The sequence below is a fragment of the Muricoccus pecuniae genome (genome assembly GCF_014199205.1).
GTDB classification, from domain to species: Bacteria; Pseudomonadota; Alphaproteobacteria; order Acetobacterales; family Acetobacteraceae; genus Roseomonas; species Roseomonas pecuniae.
Genome location: NZ_JACIJD010000012.1, coordinates 99,395 through 117,110 on the forward strand (window position 1 = coordinate 99,395; position 17,716 = coordinate 117,110).

At 72.7% G+C, this 17,716-nt stretch carries 17 protein-coding genes; 7 read left to right on the top strand and 10 right to left on the bottom strand.

Annotation, left to right across the window (positions count from 1 at the left end; all coding sequences use genetic code 11):
- Positions 1–67: 67 nt before the first annotated feature.
- Positions 68–1,804 (top strand): AMP-dependent synthetase/ligase, encoded by a 1,737-nt coding sequence (locus FHS87_RS14140; protein ID WP_184519505.1) that lies wholly within the window; start codon positions 68–70, stop codon positions 1,802–1,804.
- 35 nt (positions 1,805–1,839) lie between these two features.
- On the opposite strand, the gene FHS87_RS14145 is transcribed toward FHS87_RS14140, so the two are convergent.
- From FHS87_RS14145 to FHS87_RS14155, 3 genes are all read right to left on the bottom strand, one after another.
- Entirely contained in the window at positions 1,840–2,115 is a 276-nt protein-coding gene (locus FHS87_RS14145) for a DUF2312 domain-containing protein (protein WP_184519508.1), read from the bottom strand.
- Between the two features lie 98 nt (positions 2,116–2,213).
- The gene (locus FHS87_RS14150) at positions 2,214–2,891 is read right to left on the bottom strand and encodes an EI24 domain-containing protein (protein WP_184519511.1); all 678 of its coding nucleotides are present in this window, start codon (positions 2,889–2,891) and stop codon (positions 2,214–2,216) included.
- 6 nt (positions 2,892–2,897) lie between these two features.
- Positions 2,898–3,203: a DUF1244 domain-containing protein gene (locus FHS87_RS14155; protein ID WP_184519513.1), complete on the bottom strand. Its 306-nt coding sequence runs from the start codon at positions 3,201–3,203 to the stop codon at positions 2,898–2,900.
- A gap of 392 nt (positions 3,204–3,595) precedes the next feature.
- On the opposite strand from FHS87_RS14155, the gene FHS87_RS14160 reads away from it, so the two are divergent.
- Positions 3,596–4,585, top strand: coding sequence for a DUF4214 domain-containing protein (locus tag FHS87_RS14160; protein ID WP_184519515.1), 990 nt, complete (start codon positions 3,596–3,598; stop codon positions 4,583–4,585).
- 52 nt (positions 4,586–4,637) lie between these two features.
- On the opposite strand, the gene FHS87_RS14165 is transcribed toward FHS87_RS14160, so the two are convergent.
- Positions 4,638–5,615 (bottom strand): tripartite tricarboxylate transporter substrate-binding protein, encoded by a 978-nt coding sequence (locus FHS87_RS14165; protein ID WP_184519517.1) that lies wholly within the window; start codon positions 5,613–5,615, stop codon positions 4,638–4,640.
- Between the two features lie 35 nt (positions 5,616–5,650).
- Complete coding sequence (locus FHS87_RS14170) at positions 5,651–6,748, bottom strand: tartrate dehydrogenase (RefSeq protein ID WP_184519519.1); 1,098 nt, start codon at positions 6,746–6,748, stop codon at positions 5,651–5,653.
- A gap of 56 nt (positions 6,749–6,804) precedes the next feature.
- Here FHS87_RS14170 and FHS87_RS14175 point away from each other — a divergent pair, with 56 nt between their 5' ends.
- From FHS87_RS14175 to FHS87_RS14190, 4 genes are all read left to right on the top strand, one after another.
- A complete protein-coding gene (locus FHS87_RS14175; RefSeq protein ID WP_184519521.1) occupies positions 6,805–7,497 on the top strand; it encodes a GntR family transcriptional regulator in 693 nt (230 codons plus the stop codon).
- 140 nt (positions 7,498–7,637) lie between these two features.
- Entirely contained in the window at positions 7,638–8,927 is a 1,290-nt protein-coding gene (locus tag FHS87_RS14180; protein ID WP_184519523.1) for a glycerate kinase type-2 family protein, read from the top strand.
- A gap of 266 nt (positions 8,928–9,193) precedes the next feature.
- Positions 9,194–10,627: a pyruvate kinase gene (gene pyk / locus FHS87_RS14185; RefSeq protein ID WP_246418413.1), complete on the top strand. Its 1,434-nt coding sequence runs from the start codon at positions 9,194–9,196 to the stop codon at positions 10,625–10,627.
- A 152-nt stretch (positions 10,628–10,779) separates the two neighbouring features.
- Entirely contained in the window at positions 10,780–11,184 is a 405-nt protein-coding gene (locus FHS87_RS14190) for a hypothetical protein (protein ID WP_184519524.1), read from the top strand.
- A 20-nt stretch (positions 11,185–11,204) separates the two neighbouring features.
- On the opposite strand, the gene FHS87_RS14195 is transcribed toward FHS87_RS14190, so the two are convergent.
- From FHS87_RS14195 to FHS87_RS14215, 5 genes are all read right to left on the bottom strand, one after another.
- Complete coding sequence (locus FHS87_RS14195; RefSeq protein WP_184519527.1) at positions 11,205–12,272, bottom strand: methylated-DNA--[protein]-cysteine S-methyltransferase; 1,068 nt, start codon at positions 12,270–12,272, stop codon at positions 11,205–11,207.
- Positions 12,273–12,330: 58 nt separating this feature from the next.
- Positions 12,331–12,963, bottom strand: a complete 633-nt coding sequence (locus FHS87_RS14200; protein ID WP_184519531.1) for a tetratricopeptide repeat protein — start codon at positions 12,961–12,963, stop codon at positions 12,331–12,333.
- Positions 12,964–12,974: 11 nt separating this feature from the next.
- Positions 12,975–14,315 (bottom strand): glycolate oxidase subunit GlcF, encoded by a 1,341-nt coding sequence (gene glcF, locus FHS87_RS14205; RefSeq protein ID WP_184519534.1) that lies wholly within the window; start codon positions 14,313–14,315, stop codon positions 12,975–12,977.
- 151 nt (positions 14,316–14,466) lie between these two features.
- Positions 14,467–15,756, bottom strand: coding sequence for an adenylosuccinate synthase (locus FHS87_RS14210; RefSeq protein ID WP_184519537.1), 1,290 nt, complete (start codon positions 15,754–15,756; stop codon positions 14,467–14,469).
- Positions 15,757–15,760: 4 nt separating this feature from the next.
- Entirely contained in the window at positions 15,761–16,984 is a 1,224-nt protein-coding gene (locus FHS87_RS14215; RefSeq protein ID WP_184519540.1) for an ATP phosphoribosyltransferase regulatory subunit, read from the bottom strand.
- A gap of 187 nt (positions 16,985–17,171) precedes the next feature.
- Between FHS87_RS14215 and FHS87_RS14220 the strand changes: the two genes are divergently transcribed.
- Entirely contained in the window at positions 17,172–17,684 is a 513-nt protein-coding gene (locus FHS87_RS14220; RefSeq protein WP_184519543.1) for a hypothetical protein, read from the top strand.
- Positions 17,685–17,716 lie beyond the last annotated feature (32 nt).

Genomic DNA, 17,716 nt, shown 5'->3' on the forward strand with positions numbered 1-17,716 from the left:
AGCCCCCGCAAGGGCGAGCCAAGGCCGCGCCCGGGGCGGATGCCGGAAACAGGTGTCGGGGAGAGAAATGCAGGGGAGTCAGACAGGCGAGGAGGCGGCGGGCTGGACCAGCCTGCCCGGCATGATGCTCGGCCTCGCCGCCCGCAATCCCGACCGGCCGATGATCCGCCACTGGGCAGGGGGCGCCTGGCGCCGCACAAGCTGGCGGGACTTCGCGCTCGCCGTCGCGGCCATCGCCGCGGGGCTGCGCGAGCGGGGCGTCTCGCCCGGGGACCGGGTGGTGCTGGTGAGCGAGAGCCGCCCGGAGTTCCTCATCGCCGACACCGCCATCATGGCGATCGGCGCGGTCACCGTGCCGACCTACACGACGAACACGGTGGCCGACCACGCCCATATCCTGCGCGACAGCGGTGCCAGGGCCGCCATCGCCGGCACCGCGCGCCTGGCCGCGAGCCTGCGGGAGGCCGCGGGGCCGGGGGGGCTGGACCTCCTCGTCTGCCTGGAGGATGCCCCCGCTTCCGATAACCCGGAGACAGTGCCCTGGTCCGCCCTCGCCGCGACGCCCGGGGACCTCGCGATGCTCGTGGCCGAGGTGCAGCACATCCCGGAGGGGCGGCTCGCCTGCCTCATCTACACCTCCGGCACGGGCGGGCGGCCGAAGGGGGTGATGCTTCCCCACCGCGCCATGCTGGCGAACACGGCGGGGGTGCGGCCCTTCCTGCGGCAGCTCGGGCTGGAATGGTCGGGGGCCTGCTATCTCTCCTTCCTGCCCCTCTCCCACGCCTATGAGCACACGGTCGGCGGCTTCCTCTTCCCGGCCTGCGGGATCGAGGTGGTGTTCTCCCGCGGGGCCGAGCGCCTGGCTGCCGAGTTCAGGGAGATCGAGCCCGCCATCATCACCGCCGTCCCCCGCCTCTTTGAGGTGCTGCGGGCGCGGATCCTGGCCGGGCTGGAGAAGGAGAAGCCCTGGCGGCGGCGCCTCTTCGAGCGGACGCTCTCGCTCGGGCTGCGGAGGATGGACGGGCCGCCCCTCAACCTGCTGGAGCGGGCGGAGGACGCGGTGCTGGAGCGGCTGGTCCGTAACAAGGTGCGCGCGCGCTTCGGCAGCCGGCTCGTCGCCATGGTCTCGGGTGGGGCGCGGCTGGACCCCGACCTCTCCGGCTTTTTCCTCGCCCTCGGGGTCACGGTGTTGCAGGGCTACGGGCAGACGGAGGCGGGCCCGGTCGTCTCGGTGAACCTGCCCTGGGACAATCACCGCCGCACCGTCGGTGCCCCCGTGGCGGGCGTCGAGGCGCGCATCGCGGGCGACGGGGAGCTGCTCATCCGCGGCCCCCTCGTGATGGACGGCTACTGGGGCGACCCGGAGGCCACCGCCCGCGCCCTCCCCACCCCCCCCGGGGAGGCGGCCCCCTGGCTCCATACGGGCGATGTCGGGCGAATCGACGAGGCCGGGCGCATCATCATCACCGACCGCAAGCGGGATTTCATCAAGACCCTCGGCGGCGACATGGTGAGCCCGGCCCGGATCGAGACGCTGCTGATGGCCGAGCCCGAGATCGCCCAGGCCGTGGTCGCCGGCGAGGGGCGCCCGGGCATCGTCGCCCTCCTCGTCCCCGCCGAGGGGGCGGCGCCGGACGCCGCCGTGCGGCGCGTGAACGCGAAGCTCCCCGGCCCCGAGCGGGTCCGTAAATGGGCGACCGTGGCGCCCTTCACCGTGGAGGACGGCACGCTGACCCCCACGATGAAGGTCAAGCGGCGCGTCGTGCTGGAGCGCCAGGCGCCAGCCATCGAGGCGCTCTACTAGATGGGGCCGGGCGACGATCGCCCGGCCCCGGCAGGCTACATCCCCAGCGCGCGGCGGTAGAGGTCGAGCAGCGTCTCCTGTTCCTCCACCTCGGCCGGCTCCTGCTTGCGGATGCGGATGATGCTGCGGATCACCTTCACGTCGAACCCCGCAGACTTGGCTTCGGCGAAGATGTCCTTGATGTCGTCGGCGAGGCCCTTGCGCTCCTCCTCCAGACGCTCGACCCGCTCGATGATGGAGCGCAGGCGGTCGGCCGCGATCCCCCCGACATCGGTGTCCGCCTCCTGCTCCTGAACCTCGGTCTCCGACATACCCTTAACTCCCCCTACGCGAAGGCGCGCGTCTTACCCGGCAGACCGGCGCGCCTCAATGGGGAAAGGAGAACCATTAGGGAACAAACACTTGGAGCTCAGGCCACCGGCCCGTCGGCGCCGCGATGGAGGAGATGGGTCATCGCCGCCGTGCCCAGCACGGGCACCAGCAGGTTGGCGAAGGGCAGCAGGGCCAGCAGCGCCATCACCCCTCCCACGGCGAGCACCGAGAATTCCCGCCGCTTCCGCAGGAGCCGCGCCTGGGCCACGCCCATCCGGCGCTGCGCCACCCCCTCGAACAGCCCGTGGCCGAGCGAGACCGCGGCCACCAGCCAGAGCATCGCGGCCCCGATCAGCGGCAGCAGCAGCGCGACCGGCAGCAGCACGAGGTTCAGCGCCAGGACCTTCAGCGCTAGCGTCACGTTGAAGACGCCCTGGGCGGCGAGCGACGCCCCGCGGGCCTGGGGAAGGCCGGGATAGTGCCGCCGCTCCACCGCCTCCGCCGTCTCGTCCAGGAAGAGGCCGGCGATGGCGAGGGCGAAGGGCACGAAGAGCCAGAAGGCCGCGAAGAGACCTGCCACGCCGCCCAGCACGCCCGCGGCGGTGGCCAGCCAGCCCGTGCCCCCCGCCAGCGCCTCCACCCCCCAGCCCGCCAGCACGATCAGCGCCCCGAGCGTCAGCACGGCCCCGAGCACGCCCTTGATGAGCGGCCCCCGGAAGCCGCGTTCGAAGACCTGGCCGAAGGGCAGGGTCAGGCTCGCGATCACGGCGGACACGCGCGCTCAGTGCCCCGGATTGGCCGCGGCGAAGGCCGCCTTCTGCTCGGCCGAGGCCTCGCGCTGGTGCCTGGCCTGCCATTCCTTGTAGGGCATGCCGTAGACGATCTCACGCGCCTCCGGGTCGGGCAGCGCGATCCCCCTCCCCTCCGCCGCCTCGCGGTACCAGCGGGAGAGGCAGTTCCGGCAGAAGCCGGCGAGGTTCATGAGATCGATGTTCTGCACATCCGTGCGCTCGCGGAGGTGCTGCACGAGGCGCCGGAAGGCGGCGGCCTCCAGCTCGGTGCGGGTCGCGTCGTCGATCTCGGTCATGGATGGCCCTCTCTCGGCCGCCGAGATGGGGAGAAGGACCGCATCGCGCCATTCCTCGTTCCTCGTCTTCCGGCGGCGTAGACCTCTTCAGCAAGCTATCCGGTCAGGAGCACGGTGTCCCCCGGCGGTCTGTCGGACTGATCCAAGGCCAGACCAATGGGGATGAGGACAGCGCCGATCACGCCGCACACGCATTCCGCATGTTTGTTCCAGTTTTCGCCCTCAGCCGCCCATAGTCAGCAAGAGCGAACAACCGGACATTGAGCATCGATGCTCAATTCAGAGCTTGCTTCGACACACCGGAAAGCATTCTAAAAAATCACACATTCTTTATTGGTTTGCGAATCGGCAACATGTGTCAATCAGACTTCCCTCAGGGGTAGGAGGAAGCAATGGTCACTGCTGTTGGCACCAATGGGCCGGATGTTTTCGTCAACACGAGCGAGAGCGACAACTTCGACGGCTTGGCGGCTTACGACGTCGTAAATCGCTTCAACATGGGATATCGGTCCGGCGTCATCACGACGGCCCCTGGGACGGTGACGATCACCAGTTCCTTTGACACCGATGTTTACACGAATATTGAGCAGATCGACTTCTTGGACGGGCGGCTCGTCTTCGAGCCGACGGAGCCGCTGGCGCAGGTCACGCGTCTGTACTTTGCTGCGCTGGACCGTGGCCCTGACCAGGGAGGGCTAAACTCCTACACTGCCGCGATCTACCAGGGTCGCTCGCTCAGCAGCATCGCGCAGGATTTCATCGGCAGCTCTGAATTCGCGCAGCGTTACGGAGCCCTGACCAACGACGGCTTCGTGGAGCAGCTCTATCTCAACGTCCTGGACCGGCCATCCGATCCCGGAGGTAAGGCTGCCTGGGTCGCCACGCTCGATGCTGGCGCCACACGGGCTGACATGCTCGTCGGATTCTCCGAAAGTCTGGAGAATCAGCAGAAAACCGCGAGCATCGTTACCGCCGGCATCTGGGACCGGGATGAGAGCGCGGCGCTTGTCGCGCGCCTCTACGATACGCTCTTCGGGCGTCTTCCGGACAAAGGCGGGCTGGCCAACTGGGCTTCTGCCCTGGACAGCGGTCAACTCAGGCCCAATCAGGTTGCGCAGGGCTTCATTGACAGCGCCGAGTCGCAGGCGATCTACGGCGGGTTCCCTACGGCTGACACCTTCGTAACGGCTCTGTACCGCAACACGCTCGAGCGCGAGCCCGACGCTGCGGGCAAGGCCGCCTGGGTCAACGCCTTGGACTCGGGCACCCTCAGCCGCGCCGACGTCGCTCTTGGCTTCTCCGAGAGCCCCGAGCACATCCAGCTCACCGCGGCGACCGTCGGCGGGGAGATACCTTCCCAGTTCGGCATCCTGTTCCTCTGAACCCGTCCCTCCGGCCGCCCCCGCCAGGGGCGGCCGGATACACCTCGAAGGCCTAGTCCGCGTACAGACCCGCCGCTTGAATAATTGGCCGCCACCGCGCCACCTCCGCCGATAGGTGCCGCCGGTGCGCGGCGGGGGTGGCCTGCTCCTGCGTCGCGACCTCCGTCACGAGATCGGCGAAGCGCGCCCGCAGCCGCTCCTCGCGAAGCGCGGCGCGGATCGCCGTCGCCAGCCTCTCCTGCACCGCCTCGGGCGTTCCGGCGGGGGCATAGACCCCGTGCCAGGTGCTCATCCCGATCCCCGGCGAGCCGGCCTCGGCCGCGGTCGGCAGGTCCAGCCCCTCCACCCGCCGCTCGAGCGTGACGGCGAAGGCCTTGATCCGCCCGTCCCGGATGAAGGGCGCGGTGTTCGTCGCCTGGTCGCAGAACACGTCGATCCGCCCGGCCATCAGCTCCTGCAGCGCGGGGGCGGAGCCGCGGAACACCACCGTGGTCAGCGGCGTCCCCGCCGCCTGCTGCACCAGCATGCCGCAGAGCTGGTTCGCGCCGCCCAGCCCGGAATGGGCAAGGTTCAGCTTGTCCCCCTGCGCCTTCAGCTCGGCGACGAAGCCCGCTAAGTCGTTGGCCGGAAAGTCCGGCCGGGCGACGACCGTCATCGCCGCGTCGGAGACGAGGCCGAGCGGCGCGAAGGAGGTCTCCACGTTGTAGGGAAGCTGGCGGTAGAGCGTCGCCGCCGTCGCGTGGCCGATATGGTGGACGAGCAGCATGTGCCCGTCCGGCCGCGCATTGGCCACGCGCGCCGCGGCGATGGTGCCGCCCGCGCCGGTGACGTTCTCCACCACGACGGGCTGGCCGAGGTCCTTGGCCATGCCCTCCGCGACGAGCCGCGCGATCACGTCCGTCGGCCCGCCGGCGGCGAAGGGCACGACCACGGTCAGCGGCCGGCTCGGGAAGGACTGCGCCTTCGCGGCCGGCGCCGCGAGCACCGCGAGGGAGGCCGCGATCGTTGCGCGGCGGGATATTTCAGCCATGGGACGTTTCCTCTCCTTGTTGTAGTCTCTGGAGTTCAGGCTGCGGCTCTCGCGCCCCCGGGCGCATTCGCGCCCTCGATGGCCGCGATCACGGCCCGCGTCACCGTCTCCGTATCCGCCGTGCCGCCGAGATCGGCCGTCAGCACGCCGTCGGCGCAGACCCGCTCCACCGCCGCGATCAGCGCCCGCGCGGCATCGGCCTCGCCGAGCTGCTCCAGCATCATCGCGCCCGTCCAGAAGGTGGCGACGGGATTGGCGATGCCCTTGCCCATGATATCGAAGGCCGAGCCGTGGATGGGCTCGAACATGGAGGGCGCGCGGCGGGAGGGGTCGAGATTCGCCGTCGGCGCCACGCCGAGCGAGCCCGCCACCGCACCGGCGAGATCCGAGAGGATGTCGGCGTGCAGGTTCGTGGCCACCACCGTGTCGATGCTGGCGGGCTTCCTCACCATGCGCGCGGCCATGGCGTCCACCAGCTCCTTCTCCCAGGTCACGTCCGGGTAGCCTTTCGCCACCTCGGCCGCGATGTCGTCCCACATCACCATGCCGTGCCGCTGGGCGTTGGACTTCGTCACCACCGTCAGCAGCTTGCGCGGCCGGGAGCGCGCGATATCGAAGGCGACCCGCATGATCCGCTCCACCCCGGCGCGGGTGAAGATGGAGGTCTCTGTCGCCACCTCCTCCGGATGGCCGCGATGGGCGCGGCCGCCATGGCCGGCATACTCGCCCTCCGAGTTCTCGCGCACGATCACCCAGTCGATGTCGCCGGGCTCCACGGCGCGGAGCGGGCTGGTCAGCCCCGGCAGCACGCGGGTCGGGCGGATATTGGCGTACTGGTCGAAGCCCTGGCAGATCTTCAGCCGCAGGCCCCAGAGGGTGATGCTGTCCGGCAGGTCCGGGTCGCCCACCGCGCCGAAATAGATGGCGTCGAAGCCGCGCAGCGTCTCCAGCCCGTCCTCGGGCATCATGACCCCGGTCTCGCGATAGTAGTCGCTCCCCCAGGGCAGCGTCTCGACATCGAGGGCGAAGCCGCCGTCGCGCCGCGCGAGCGCCTCAAGCACGCGGAGCCCGGCGGGGATGACCTCCTTGCCGATGCCGTCGGCGGGAATGGCGGCGATGCGGTGACGACGCATGATGAGGGGAGTCCCTGGCTGTTGGAAAAAAGCGCGCCGGCTGGCATGCCGGCGCGATGAAGAGCGATTCCGCCACCCCCGCGGAGGGGCGAAGCAGCCTCGGCGAATCCGCCTATCGCGCCCTGCGCGCGCGGATCCTCGAGATGACCCTGCCGCCCGGCCACCAAGCCGCGGAGGGGGAGCTGGCCGCCCAGCTCGGCATGAGCCGCACGCCGGTGCACGAGGCCGTGCTGCGCCTGCAATCCGAAGGCTTCCTGGAGGTCCAGCCCCGGCGCGGCATCCGCGTGCTGCCCATCGACCCCACGGGCATGGCCGAGACCTACGAGATCCTGATCGCGCTGGAGGGCGCCGCCGCGGCCCGGCTGGCCGCGCATCCCAACCCGGAAGCGGCGCGGCTGATGGCGGAGGCGACGGAGGCGATGCGCACGGCCCTGGCCGAGGGGAACCGCCGGGCCTGGGCGACGGCCGACGACGCCTTCCACCGCGCCCTCGTCCGCGGCTGCGGCAATGCGCGGCTCGCCCGCATGGCCGGGGAGGCGGCGGACCTCGCCCAGCGCGCCCGCCTTGCCACGGCATCGCTGCGCCCGGAGCCGCGCGGCTCGGCCGAGGAGCACGCCCGCATTCTCCGCGCTATTGAGGCGGGGGATGCGGAGGGCGCCCGCGAGGCCCTGGCCGCGCACCGGCAGCGGGCAAGCGCGGAGATCCTGCACACCCTTTCCCTGCCACTGATGCGCCTTGCCGGCCATTGATCCGGAACGCCCCTTCCCTCTGCCCCATCTTCCATACCACGATCCATACCAGTGGCGAGCGCTTTTCCTGGCGGGCTTGCCGGCTGGGATGGGGCGGCGATGATGCACCCGCCGTCCGGGACAATGGAGGAAGAACCGCGATGACCACCACCGGTCCCTGGGACGACGCCCGCGCCCGTGACGCGCTGCGCCGCCTGCTCGATGCCGCGATCCGCAGCGCCGATCCCCGCGCCGTGCTGGCGGATCACCTTCCCGAGCGCCCATCGGGGCGCGTCGTGGTGGTCGGCGCGGGCAAGTCGGCCGCGGTGATGGCCGCGGCCGTGGAGGAAGCCTGGCCCGACCTGCCCGTGACGGGCCTCGTCGTCACGCGCTATGGCCACGCCGTGCCGACCGCGCGCATCGAGGTGGTCGAGGCGTCGCATCCCGTGCCGGACGCTGCCGGCGAGAGGGCGGCCGCACGCATACTGCAGCTCGTCGAGGGGCTCACGGCGGATGATCTCGTGCTCGCGCTCATCTCCGGCGGGGGCTCCGCCCTCATGCCGCTCGCGGCGCCGGGGCTGACGCTGGCGGACAAGCAGGCCGTCAACCGTGCCCTGCTCGCCTGCGGGGCCACCATCAACGAGATGAACGTTGTCCGCCGCCATCTCTCGGCGGTGAAGGGCGGGCGCCTGGCCGCCGCGGCGCATCCGGCGCGGGTGGTCACCCTCGCCATCTCGGACGTCCCCGGGGACGACCCCGCCGCCATTGCCTCCGGCCCGACCGTGCCCGATCCCAGCCTCTTCGCCGATGCCCGGGCCATCGTCGCGAGCTACGGCATCGAGCTGCCCGGGGCCGTCCGCGCCCATCTGGAGGCCGCCGCGGAGGAGACGCCCAAGCCCGGCGATCCCCGCCTCTCCCGAGCGGAGTACCGGATGATCGCCACCCCCCTCATGGCCCTGCGCGCCGCGGCGCGGGAGGCGGAGGCGCTGGGCCTCACCCCCCTCATCCTCGGCGACGCGCTGGAGGGCGAGGCGCGCGAGGCGGGCACGCTGCTCGCCGGCATCGCCCGCTCCGTCGCGGCGCACGGGCTGCCGGCGCGAGCGCCCGCCGTGCTCCTCTCGGGCGGGGAGACTACGGTCACCCTCGGCGGGGCAAGCGGTGCGGGCGGGCGGAACGGGGAGTGCCTGCTCGGCCTCGCCGCCTCCCTGGCCGGGCATCCCGGCATCTGGGCGATCATGGCCGACACCGACGGGATCGATGGGTCCGAGAGCAATGCTGGCGCCATCGCCGCGCCCGACACGCTTGCCCGCGCGCGCGCCGGCGGGCTGGACCCGCTCGCCGCCCTCGCCGCCCATCGGAGCCACGACGTGTTCTTGGCTCTCGGCGACCTCGTGGTGACGGGGCCGACGCTGACCAATGTGAACGACTTCCGGGCTGTCATCGTAACTTAGTAAATGTAAGGCGCTCCCTCCTGTTGATCGGTTCTTACTGATGCTAAGTTAGGGCCATGCGCGACAAGGCCCTCGAACACCTCCTTGCCCGGCGCGGTGCCGTCACCCGCATCGCCTCCGGCCTCGGCATCTCCACCGCCGCCGTCTCCCAGTGGCGCCGCGTCCCGCCGGAGAGGCTGGAGGAGGTGGCGCGCATCATGGAGGTGCCGCCGGAAACCCTCGCCCAGCCCGCCTCCCCCGATCCCAAGCCCGCAGGAGCGCCCCGTTTGGCCACCCGCATCCCCATCCGGCGCCGCCGGCGCACGAAGCTGATCGCGACCCTCGGCCCGGCCAGCGCCTCGCCCGAGGTGATCGAGCGGCTGTTCCGTGCGGGGGCCGACATCTTCCGGCTGAACTTCTCCCACGGCTCCCACGAGGACCACGCGGCCCGGATCGCGACCATCCGCGACATCGAGCGGCGCACGGGGCGGCCCATCGGCATCCTGGCCGACGTGCAGGGGCCGAAGCTGCGCGTGGGCAAGTTCGCGGGCGGGCGGGTCCAGCTCCAGCAGGGCCAGCCCTTCCGCCTCGACCTCTCCCCCGTGCCGGGCGACGTGCGGCGCGTGCAGCTTCCCCATCCCGAGATCATCCACGCCGCCCGGATCGGCACCTCCCTCCTGCTGGACGACGGCAAGCTCCGCCTCGGCGTCACCCGCCAGCGGGACGACCACCTGGAGACCGAGGTGCTGGTCGGCGGCCCGCTCTCGGACCGCAAGGGGGTGAACGTGCCGGACGTGGCGCTCCCCATCCCGGCGCTGACGGTGAAGGACCGCGCCGACCTCGACTTCGCCCTCGCCCAGGGCGTCGAGTTCATCGGCCTCTCCTTCGTCCAGCGGCCGGAGGACGTGGCGGAGGCGAAGGAGATCGCCGCCGGGCGCGCCTGGATCATGGTGAAGATGGAGAAGCCCCAGGCCGTCGAGCAGATGGACGCCATCCTCGACTTGGCCGATGCCGTGATGGTCGCGCGCGGCGACCTCGGCGTGGAGTGCCCGCCCGAGGAGGTGCCGCTGATCCAGAAGCGCATCATCCGCGCCGCCCGCACCCGCGGCCTGCCCGTGGTGGTGGCGACCCAGATGCTCGAGAGCATGATCTCCGCCCCCACCCCGACGCGCGCCGAGGCGAGCGACGTGGCGACGGCGGTGTTCGACGGCGCGGACGCCGTGATGCTCTCGGCCGAGACCGCCGCCGGGCAGTACCCCTTCGAGGCGGTGAACATCATGGACCGCATCGTCGCCCGCACCGAGCAGGACCCGGACTGGCGCGCCATCACCGACAACGCCCGGCCCGAGCCGCGCCACACCTCATCGGACGCCATCGCCGCCGCCGCGCGGCAGGTGGCCAGCACGATCGAGGCGGAGGCAATCGCCGCCTTCACCTCCACCGGCTCCACCGTGCTGCGCGTGGCCCGCGAGCGCCCGGCCGCGCCGATCATCGGCATGACGGCCAGCGAGACGGTCGCGCGCCGCCTCGCCCTCGTCTGGGGCGTGCATTCCGTGCCGAGCAAGGAGCCGGCGAGCATGACCGACATGGTCGCCAAAGGCGTGCGGGCCGCGGTCACGGAGGGGTTCGCGACCTCGGGGGACGAGGTGGTGGTGGTCGCCGGCGTGCCCTTCGGGACCCCGGGCACGACCAACGCCCTCCGCGTCGCGCTGGTGGAATAGCGCGGCCTATTCACGAAGCGCCGCAGGGCCCGTTCAAAAGGCGGGCCTCCGGCGCCCATTCACAAGGCGGGCCTCCGGCGGGCATTCACAAGGCGGGCCTCCGGCCCGATGATGAGCCCGGTGCCGCAGGACGGCGCACCAAGAGGAAGACGATGAAGCGTATCGCCCTGAAGCGTACTGCATGGGCCGCGCTGGCGGCGGCGGCCCTGGCCCTCTCGCCGGCCCCGGCGAAGGCCCAGCGGAACGGGCTCTACGACGTCCGCGGCCTGAACCCCGACGGATCCCCCTATACCGGCCAGATGATCGTCCAGCAGGTGGGCCTCGCCTCCTGGCGGGTGGCCTGGCAGATCGGGGAGAACCGGTTCGAGGGCTATGGCATGTCCGCCGGCCCGGTCTTCTCCATCGGCTTCATCCTCGGCGAGCGGCCGGGGATCGCGATCTATCAGGTGGGGTCCGACGGCAGCATGACGGGGCAGTGGACCCTCATCGGCAGCAGCGCCATCGGCACCGAGAATCTCGCCCCGATCGAGCCGCCCCCGGGATCGCGCCCGCGCTGAGGCGGCGGTGACGGGGCGCGCTAGCCCGCGCCCCTCTCCCGCGCCAGCAGCGCCGCCTTGCGCTCCAGCCCCCAGCGATAGCCCCTGAGCGTCCCGTCCCGCCCGATGACGCGGTGGCAAGGCACGGCCAGGGCCACGGAATTGCCCGCGCAGGCCCGCGCCACCGCCCTGGCACCGCGCGGCAGGCCGAGCCGCGCGGCCAGCCCGGCATAGTCCACCGATTCGCCCGGGGGGATGGCCCGCAGCGCCTCCCAGACCCGCCGCTGGAAGGCGGTGCCGCGGAGATCGAGTGACAGGTCGAGCGCGGCGCGGGGCTCCTCGATCCAGGCGATGACGGCGGCGACGGCGCGCCGCGCCGCCTCGTCCGCCTCCTCGATGCGCGCGCGGGGGAAGCGCGCGGCGAGGGATTGGCGCAGCGCCTCCTCCTCTCCGCCGAGCTCGATGGCGCAGACCCCGCGCGCCGTCATCGCCACCATCACCGGGCCCAGCGCGCCGTTGCCGAAGGCGGTGCGGATCACCTCCCCCTCCCCGCCCCGGCGGGCGCGGCCGGGGGTCATGCCCAGCAGGCCCGGGGCGTCCTCATAGACGCGGCTCTCGCTGCCGAAGCCTGCCCCCGCCACCGCATCCGCCACCCGCTCCCCTGCGGCGAGCGCCGCCGAGAGGCGGCTCGCGCGTCGCGCGGCGGCATAGGCGTGGGGGGTGACGCCGGTGACCTCCCGGAACAGGCGGAGGAAGTGGTGCCGGGCATAGCCCGCGCGGGTCGCGAGTTCGGCGAGCGAGGGCATCGTCTCCGACGCATCGATCAGCGCGCAGGCCGCGCGCACCGCCTCGGCCTGGATCGCCGCCCGCTCGCCGCCGGGATCGCAGCGGCGGCAGGGGCGGAAGCCCTCGGCCAGCGCCTCCGGCAGCCCACCGAAAAGGCGCAGGTTCCGGCGCAGGGGCGGCCGGGCGGGGCAGCCGAAGCGGCAGACGATTCCTTGGCTCGTCACGCCGTAGAAGCGGCCCGGAAGCGCCTCTCGCCGCAGCAGGGCCTGCCAGAGGCCGTCATCGTCCATGGGGCGGGGGGTGGTGTCGGTCGCGGTGCTCATGCCGCCATCTCGCCGGAAGGGCGCGCGCCGGGCCATCCGGGCGTTGCGCCCGAATGGATCAGGTCTGGTCGCCCCGCGCCCGGCGCGTCAGCTCGCGCCGCCGCGCGGCACCGCCCGGCAGTTGCGGGTGGATCCGCAGCGCCGCCTCCACGCTCCGAAGCGCGCCCTCCGCATCCCCCGCTTCCTCCTGCAACTCGGAGAGGGCGAGCAGGGCGCCGAAATGCCGGGGCTCCAGCCGCAGCGCCTCGCGCAGGTCCGCCGCGGCGGCGCGGCGCTCCCCGACGGCGGCCTGGGCCTGGGCGCGCAGCACCCAGGATTCCGCGAAGTCGGGCTGGAGGGTGATGGCGGCGTCCAGGTCCTCCACGGCATCGCCGGGTTCGTTGGCCCCCATCGCGCGCAGCCCCTTGCGGAGCAGCAGCCCGACGGCGGGGGTGCCGCCCTCGGCCCAGAGTGCCTGGATGCGTGCCTGGAGCGGTGCCGCCGCCTCCTCGTCGGGCGCCGTGGCCAGGGCGTCAAGCAGCCGGTCCAGCTCCACACGCCGGGCCTCGGCGGCGCCGGAGCGCGGCATCGGCATGGCCTGGGGCGGGATGGCCGGGCCGACGCCGCCCCCGCCTGGGACGGGCAGCACCTGCGCCCCTGCTCCGGTGGCGAGGAGAAGGGCCAGCCCGATGATCCCTGCGCGGAGACGCATCCCGTCCCTCCCTACTCCGCCGCCAGCGCCTCCTGCCGGGCGCGGGCCGCCGTCACCGCCGAGGGTGCCGGCCCACCGGCCATCCAGTCCAGCAGCTCCACCGTATGCGCGACGGGCAGCCCGCCGCCACCGAGCTGGGTGAGGCAGCCGATATTGCCCGAAGCCACGATGTCCGCCCCCGTGCGATGGAGGAAGCCGAGCTTGCGCTCCCGCAGCTTCCCCGCGATCTCCGGCTGGAGAATGTTGTAGGTGCCCGCGCTGCCGCAGCAGAGATGGGCCTCGGCCGGCACGCGCACCTCGAAGCCCGCCTTCTCCAGCAGGGACTTCGGCACGCCGGTGATCTGTTGCCCGTGCTGGAGGGAGCAGGCGGCGTGATAGGCGACCGCGATCCCCGGCGCCTCCCGCGTCGGGGCGTAGCCGAAGGCCGAGAGCACCTCGGACACGTCCTTCGCCAACTCGGCCACGCGGGCGGCGCGGTCCCGCAGCCCGGGCTCGGCCTCGCGGAACATGTGGCCGTAGTCCTTCACCGTCGTGCCGCAGCCCGAGGCATTGATGACGATCGCGTCCAGCCCCTCGCCCTCGGCTTCCCGCACCCAGGCATCGATGTTCGCGCGCGCCAGGGCGTGGGAGGATTCCTGCCGGCCCATGTGATGCGTCAGCGCGCCGCAGCAGCCCTGCTCCGCCGTCACCACCACCTCCACCCCCATGCGGGTGAGGAGGCGGATGGTCGCCTCGTTGATGGAGGGGGCGAGCACGGTCTGGGCGCAGCCCGTCAGCAGTGCCACGCGCCCGCGCCGCGTGCCCTCGGCCCGATAGACGCGCGCCCCGGAGGACTCGCTCGGCGGCGGCAGGGTGGAGGGGGCGAGGTCCAGCATCGCCCGCAGCCGCCTCATCGTCATCGACTTCCCGGCGAGCAGCCCCTTGAAGGGCCGGGCCGCCCGCGCCCCGAGCAGCGCCGCGCGGAAGAGCTTCGGGCGCGGCAGCACCACGGACAGGGTGGCGCGGATCAGCCGCTCCATCAGCGGGCGCTTGTAGGTGTCCTCGATATGCTGCCGCGCGTGGTCCACGAGGTGCATGTAGTGGACGCCGCTCGGGCAAGTGGTCATGCAGGAGAGGCAGGAAAGGCAGCGGTCGACGTGCTTCGCCTCGTGCTCCGAGGCGGCGCGGCCGGATTCCAGCATGTCCTTGATGAGGTAGATGCGGCCGCGCGGGCTATCCAGCTCGTCGCCCAGCAGCACGAAGGTCGGGCAGGTGGCGGTGCAGAAGCCGCAATGCACGCAGGTCCGGAGGATCTTGTTCGATTCCCGGATATCGGGATCCGCCAGCTGCGCCTCGGTGAACTCCGTCCTCATCCGCTTCCCCCATTCGCCGCCCGGCCAGGGCGCGCGTGGCCCGGCAGGTCGGGGCCGGTTCCTTTATAGAACATGGTGCGGCGCAGGGCCAAAATCAGCGCGGGAAGGGCCGGAAACCCCGTGCCGCGAGGGCACGGGGCCGGGTGGCGCCCTAGCCCGCGAAGGGGTCGGTCACCGTGATGGTGTCGTCCCGCTCCGGGCTGGTGGAGAGGAGCGTCACCGGTGCCTCGACCAGTTCCTCGATCCGGCGGACATACTTGACCGCCTGGGCCGGCAGCTCGGCCCAGCTCCGCGCGCCGCGCGTGCTGCCGGACCAGCCCTCGACCGTCTCGTAGACCGGCTTCGCCGCCGCCTGGGCCGCCATGGCCGAGGGCAGGCGCCGCATCCGCTCGCCGTCGATCTCGTAGCCCGTGCAGATCTTCAGCTCGGGCAGGCCGTCGAGCACGTCGAGCTTCGTCAGCACGAGGCCCTGCACGCCGCCCACCTTTACCGCCTGGCGCACGAGGCAGGCGTCGAACCAGCCGCAGCGGCGGGGGCGGCCGGTGACGGTGCCGAACTCGTGCCCGCGCTGGCCGAGCAGCTTGCCCGTGTCGTCGAACAGCTCCGTCGGGAAGGGGCCGGAGCCCACGCGGGTGGTGTAGGCCTTGGCAATGCCGAGCACCGTGCCGATCGCGTGCGGCCCGATGCCCGAGCCCGCCGCGGCGTTGCCGGCCACCGTGTTGGAGGAGGTGACATAGGGGAAGGTGCCGTGGTCGACATCGAGCATCACGGCCTGCGCGCCCTCGAAGAGCACGCGCTTGCCCTCGGCGCGCGCGGCGTCCAGCCGCTCCCACACCGCCTCCATGAAGGGCAGGAGCTTGGGCGCCCAGCCGAGGATCTGCTGGAGCAGCGCCGCCTTCTCGAATTCCGGCGCACCGAGGCCGCGGAGCAGCGAGTTGTGGTGCAGCAGCAGCTCGTCGAGCTTCTTCGACAGCGTCTCCGGCTCCGCGAGGTCGCAGAGGCGGATGGAGCGGCGGCCGACCTTGTCCTCATAGGCCGGGCCGATGCCGCGCCCCGTGGTGCCGATCTTGTCGCCGCCGCGCGCCGCCTCGCGCGCCTTGTCCAGCGCGGGGTGTAGGGGGAGGATCAGCGGCGTGTTCTCGGCAATCCGCAGGTTCTCCGGCGTCACCTTCAGACCCTGCGCCGTCACCTTCTCGATCTCGCCGAGCAGGGCGTCGGGGTCCAGCACCACGCCGTTGCCGATGATGCCGAGCTTGCCGCGCACCACGCCCGAGGGCAGCAGGGAGAGCTTGTAGGTCTGCTCGCCGACCACCAGCGTGTGGCCGGCATTGTGGCCGCCCTGGAAGCGAACGACGATATCGGCGCGGCTGGCGAGCCAGTCCACCACCTTGCCCTTGCCCTCGTCGCCCCACTGGGCGCCGATGATGGCGACATTCGCCATGAGACTACTCCTTCATCCCGGGCGCGGTGTCCGCGCCCCTCACCGGCGCGTCGTCCGCACCTGTCGCCGGCGCGTCGGCCGCGCCCGCCAGTTCGAAAAGGGTGCCGCCGCGCAGCTCGTGCGTGCAGCCGAGGGCGCGCGCATCGTCGGCCGGCGAGAGGGCGGCGACCGTCACGCGCCCCGCGCGCCGCAGCGCCGCGGCCGCCTCCGGGTCGTGCCCGGCAGGCAGGAAGACGCGGGCCGGAGCGGCGGGAGGCGGCGCGGCCCGGAGCGCGGCATCGGGATAGAGGCTGAGGCCGGTCGCCGCCTCCTCCCCGCTCATGTACCGCCCGCCGCGCCCCAGCTCCCCCGTGCGGCCGGGGCCGTAGAGGGTGAAGGCGATGCCGGTGTGGTAGCGGAAGCCCCGGAACTCCACGGGGTCGAGCGTGATCCGCAGCGCGGGCAGGCGCCGGCGCAGGGCGGCCACCACCTCGGCGGCGTTGTCGGCGATGCGGCGGGGCCCCTCGGGCAGCGGCGCGGCGCGCAGGGCGGCCAGCGCGCCATCGGCCGGGCCCGCCGCGGCGAGCAGCCCCGTGAGGAAGATGGCGGGCGGCCCGACCTCGGCCGCTAGACGCGCCACCTCGGCGGCGTCCTTGCGGTCCAGCGCGCGGGCGAGCCGGCTGCGCGCGGGGCCCTCGAGCCCGGCCGCGTCCAGCAGGGCGGGCGCCATGGCGGGAAGGGTGATGTCGATCGCAAGGCCAGGGATGCCGACCGCGCCCAGGGCCTCGACGCCCAGCGCCGCGACCTCCGCATCGGCCTCCGCGCTGTCCACCCCGATCAGCTCCACCCCGAGCTGCGGGAGCTGGCGGCCGGGCGCGATCTGCGTGCCGCGCACGCGCAGCACCTGCCCGGCATAGGAGAGGCGCAGGGGCCGCCTCACCTCGCGCAGCCGGGTAGCGGCGATGCGGGCGACCTGCGGCGTGGTGTCGGCCCGCAGCCCCATCATGCGCTGGCTCACGGGGTCCATCAGCCGGAAGGTCTGGTCTGCCAGCGCGGCGCCGGAGCCGGTGAGCAGGCCTTCCTCGAACTCCAGCAGGGGCGGCTTCACCCGCTCGTAGCCGTGGGAGGCGAAGACGGCCATCATCGCCTCGACCAGCGCTGCCTCCCGGGCCGCATCGGGCGGCAGCAGGTCGGACAGGCCGGCGGGCAGCAGGGCCGGGTTGGCCGAATCGGTGAAATCGTCGGTCATGGGGACGCGAGAGGGGTCTCGACGGTTCTGCGCGGGGGTGAATGGCAGCGCGGGCGGCCTGCCGCAAGCCCGCCCCGCTCGGACCAGCCGCCCTGCCCCGTCATGGCGGTCCGGCCGGAACGGCGGGGCCCGCGCAGCGTTCCCCGGGGGACCCCTGCGCCACACGCCCTTCCGGAAGGCCTCGCCGATGCGTTCCACGCCTCTCCTGCTTCTCCTCTCGCTGGCCGCCTGCGCGGGCGAGGCGCTGAACGGCTATGTCCCCCTGGCGGATCCCCTGCGCGAGCCGGCGCGGGCGGCGCCCTTCGAGTACGGGCATCCGAACGCCCTCGCCGGCCGCCCCGCCGAGGCCGCCCGCGCCGCCGCCGAGATCGAGGCCTTCGCCCAGGCCGCCGAGAGCGACCCGTTCTGGGCCTATGGGCGCAGCGCCGAGTTGCTGCCGCAGCTCCAGATCGCGCGGCGGGAGTTCCGCGAGGCACTCGGCGTGCCGCGCGGGGTTCCGCCTGAGGTGGCGAAGCGGTCCTTCGCCACGGCCTCCCTCGCCCTGCGCCGCTACGACACGGCCGCGGCCACCGCCGCCCTGGCGCCGGTCGGCGGGGCGGCGACCCTCGCCCGGCTCGGCGCCCTGCCCCGGCTGCCGCGGGTGGAGGAGGCGGCCCAGGCCGTCGCGAACGAGGCGAACAGGCCTGACCGGAGCAGGTAGGCCTTCACCGGCCCTTCACCTTTCGGCCGCAC